Here is a 3,529-nt window from a genome sequence, read left to right as displayed (position 1 = left end):
CGCTGGTGCTGGGCGTCGCCCTGCCCGGCCGCGCCGCCCGCGCCCAGGCCGCCGCCCCGGCCGGCGCCGTGAAGCCCGGCACCCGCGTGCCCGCCTTCCTCGAAATCCGCGCCGATGGCAGCGTGCTGTTCCGCAGCCCCTTCGTCGAGGGCGGCCAGGGCATCGCGACCGCCATGGCCCAGATCGTCGGCGAGGAGCTGGATGTGGAGCCCGCCCGCTTCACCGTGGAATGCGCCCCGCCGGGGGCGGATTACGCCGTGGTGGGCGGCCGGCGCATCACCGGCGGCAGCTTCTCCACCCGCAGCAGCTACGCCACCATGCGCCAGCTCGGCGCCAGCGCCCGCCACATGCTGATGCAGGCCGCCGCCACCCGCCTCGGCGTGCCGCTGGACAGCCTCTCGACCCAGCCGGGCCGCGTCGTCCATGCCGCCTCCGGCCGCGCGCTGGACTACGGCACCCTGGCCGCCGGGGCCGCCGCCCTGCCGGTGCCCGAGGGCGTGCCGCTCCGCGCCGAGAAGGATTTCCGCTGGATCGGCAAGCCCGTCCCCCGGCTGGATGTGCGCGACAAATCCACCGGCCAGGCGAAATACGCCATCGACCTGACGGTCGCGAACATGCTGCAGGCCGCCATCCAGCACGCCCCGCGCCTGGGCGGCGAGCCGGGTGCCTTCGCCAATGAGGCGGAGGTGAAGGCCATGCCGGGCGTCCACTCCATCCACCGCCTGCCCGGCGCCGTGGCCGTGCTGGCCGATCGCTGGTGGCGCGCCCGCCGCGCGGTGGAGGCGCTCCAGGTCACCTGGGCCGACCCCGCCCCCGGCGCGCGCCTGCCCATGCCGGCCGATTTCTCCTCCGCCGCCCACCGCGAGGCGATGGCCGCCGCCAAGGCGGACCCGCTGCCCGGCGAGGTGCATGGCGATACCGCCGCCGCCCTGAAGGGCGCCGCCCGCGTGGTCGAGGCCACCTATGACGCCCCCTTCCTGGCGCATGGCCAGCTGGAGCCGCCCTCGGCCATCGCCGCGTGGAAGGAGGATGGCGCGCTGGAACTCTGGATGCCCAACCAGGCGCCGGAGATGTTCCAGGCCATCGCCGCCCGGGTCGCCGGCATCGCGCCGGAGAAGGTGATGATCCATTCGCCGCTGCTGGGCGGCTTCTTCGGCCGGCATTTCACCTATGATGCCGCCAGCCCCTACCCCCAGGCCATCCTGCTGGCCAAGGCGGTGGGCCGCCCGGTGAAGGTGATCTGGTCGCGCGAGGAGGAATTCCTGCGCGATGCGCTGCGCCCCATGGGCCTCGCCCGCTTCCGCGCCGGCCTCGGCGCCGATGGCCTGCCCGTAGCGCTGGAAGTCGAGGCGGTGGGCGAAGGCCCGGTGGGCCGCTATTTCGGCGGCAAGCCCGGCGCGGCGGACCCCTCGGTGGTCGAGGGCATCGCCGAGAAGCCCTATGCCATCGCCAACCGCCGCATCGTCCAGGTGCCGGTGAAGCACCCGCCGGTGATCGGCTTCTGGCGCTCCGTCGGCCACTCGATGAACGACTTCTTCTATGAAGGCTTCCTCGACGAGGTCGCCGATGCCGGCGGGCAGGACCCCTATGCCCTGCGCCTGCGCCTCCTCGCCGGGAAGCCGCGCCACAAGGCGCTGCTGGAGGCGGTGGCCGATCTCTCGGGCGGCTGGAAGCGCGGCCCCTTCACCGCCGCCGATGGCACGCGGCGCGCGCGCGGCGTCGCCATGGCCTCGCCCTTCGGCTCCGAGGTCGCGACCATCGCCGAGGCCTCGGTGAAGGACGGCGCCGTGGTGGTGCATGATGTCTGGGTGGCGATCGACCCCGGCCGCATGGTCAACCCGGCGATCATCGAGGCCCAGGTGAATTCCGCCGTGGCCCTCGGCCTCTCCTCCGCCCTGCTGGAAGAAGTGGTCTACGAGAAGGGTGAGCCCCAGGCGCGCAACTTCGACGGCTACCCCATCCTGCCGCCGGAGCGTATGCCAAGGGTGCATGTGCGAATCGTCGAGAGCGGCGCGCCGATGGGCGGGATCGGCGAGCCGGGCCTGCCCGGTGTGCCGCCGGCGGTCGCCAATGCCGTTGCGGCGCTGACCGGGCAGCGCATCCGCAGCCTTCCCCTGTCCAAGACCCGGCTCGGAGCCGCTTGATGACTGCTGTTCGCCTTCTTGCCCTGGCCGCGCTGCTTGGCGCGGCGGTGCTGCCCTCCTCCGCCCGCGCGGAGGATGGCGACGCCGCCCGGGGCCGTACCATTTTCCAGCGCACCTGCTCGGCCTGCCACCAGGTCGCGCAGCCGCGCAACGGCGTCGGCCCCACGCTGCAGGGCGTGTCTGGCCGCGCCGCCGGCGCGGTGCAGGGCTTCAACTACTCCGCCGCGCTGAAAGGCGCCGGCAAGACCTGGGATGCCGAGACGCTCGACGCCTTCCTGGCCAACCCGACCGGCATGGTGCCCGGCACCCGCATGGTGCAGCGCGTCAATGCCGAGCAGGACCGCAAGGACCTCATCGCCTTCCTGGCCACCCAGGTGCCGTGAGGCGCTGACCAAGGTCCAAGCCTGAAAAGCGCAAGAGTCTTCGTTCTTTTTTAAAAAAAAGAACCAAAAAACTTTTTCAGCTGGCGTCCCGCCAATGGCCCCGAGGCGGGACGCCAGACTGAAAAAGTCTTTTTGCTTCTTTTTCTTCAGAAAAAGAAGATTCTTAAGTGCTTATTTGAGAATACACCCAGACCCCAATCCGTCATATCGCCCTCAAGCGACCAGGCGCCAGATCGGGTAAAGGCCATAGGGCGTGGCGCTGATGGGGCAACAGGCATGCTCAGGCCCGCAGCGCCACGCGTGCGGCCTCCGCCAGGAAACCCGAGCGGGTTTGCCCCTGCCGCTTCGCGGCGGCATCCACAGCTGCCAGAAGCCCTTCATCCATGGTGATATTGATGCGGATCGCTTTACCCGGCAGATCCGCCCTCACCAGGAGGCGCATATATTCATCAACCTCCGGGTCATGCGGAATCTGCTCGATCGGGCGCGGCGGGGGGATATCGTCCCCATCACGGAGCATGGAGCCAAGATGCATCGCGAGAGCCTGCTCTGCATTGGCCGCGGCTTCCTCCACCGTGTTGCCTGCTGACGTACATCCGCCGATGTCGGGAAAGTGGACGGAAAAACCATCACGCAGGCGCTCCAGAATCGCGACATAATACCTGATGGCCATTTTATTTTCCCTGAGCCTGAGAAGCAAAATGGAGAATAATCCGCATTTCGCCAGAGAGTTTCGCTTCGCCATTTGCGATGCGGCGGACATTGCGAGCGATTGTTTGGATGGGCCTGTTGTCTCCATGCTCCAACATCCAGCGCGCGAAACTGGCTTGAGTCATGTCTAATTCCTCCAGCTTCGCGCGGAACAACTCTGCGTCCGAATGTTCGTTTTCCATACCTGTCTCCCCTCCTGCCCAAATCTCTTCGCCCTAAGGCCTGTTAGAGCTTGAATGCTGTTCCCATGTTCTGGGCATGGTGGAGAGCAGCGACAATCAGGTTTTCACG

Annotated in this window: 4 protein-coding genes; 2 read left to right on the top strand and 2 right to left on the bottom strand. The window is 68.4% G+C overall.

All coding sequences use genetic code 11. From position 1 onward, the window contains the following. The coding region (locus tag NON00_RS24205) for a molybdopterin cofactor-binding domain-containing protein (protein ID WP_256025360.1) at nucleotides 1-2,144 on the top strand (2,144 nt) is incomplete at its 5' end. Then, nucleotides 2,144-2,527 (top strand): cytochrome c family protein, encoded by a 384-nt coding sequence (locus NON00_RS24200; RefSeq protein WP_256025359.1) that lies wholly within the window; start codon nucleotides 2,144-2,146, stop codon nucleotides 2,525-2,527. The genes NON00_RS24205 and NON00_RS24200, both read left to right, overlap by 1 nt. Before the next feature lie 280 nt (nucleotides 2,528-2,807). Here the strand turns inward: NON00_RS24200 and NON00_RS24195 are convergent, their stop codons facing one another. Together NON00_RS24195 and NON00_RS24190 are read right to left on the bottom strand one after the other, a co-directional pair. Beyond that, nucleotides 2,808-3,200: a type II toxin-antitoxin system HicB family antitoxin gene (locus tag NON00_RS24195; RefSeq protein WP_256025358.1), complete on the bottom strand. Its 393-nt coding sequence runs from the start codon at nucleotides 3,198-3,200 to the stop codon at nucleotides 2,808-2,810. A 1-nt stretch (nucleotide 3,201) separates the two neighbouring features. Then, entirely contained in the window at nucleotides 3,202-3,420 is a 219-nt protein-coding gene (locus NON00_RS24190; RefSeq protein WP_256025357.1) for a hypothetical protein, read from the bottom strand. Nucleotides 3,421-3,529 lie beyond the last annotated feature (109 nt).

Source organism: Roseomonas sp. GC11 (assembly GCF_024437745.1).
Classification (GTDB): domain Bacteria; phylum Pseudomonadota; class Alphaproteobacteria; order Acetobacterales; family Acetobacteraceae; genus Pseudoroseomonas.
Note: the sequence above shows the minus strand (reverse complement) of the source record. Positions and strands in the feature narration are given on the sequence as shown.

Excerpts from the sequence above, each read along its gene's own strand:
- NON00_RS24195 (WP_256025358.1), bottom strand. The coding sequence starts at position 3,200 with ATGGCCATCAGGTATTATGTCGCGATTCTGGAGCGCCTGCGTGATGGT.
- NON00_RS24200 (WP_256025359.1), top strand. The coding sequence starts at position 2,144 with ATGACTGCTGTTCGCCTTCTTGCCCTGGCCGCGCTGCTTGGCGCGGCG.
- NON00_RS24190 (WP_256025357.1), bottom strand. The coding sequence starts at position 3,420 with ATGGAAAACGAACATTCGGACGCAGAGTTGTTCCGCGCGAAGCTGGAG.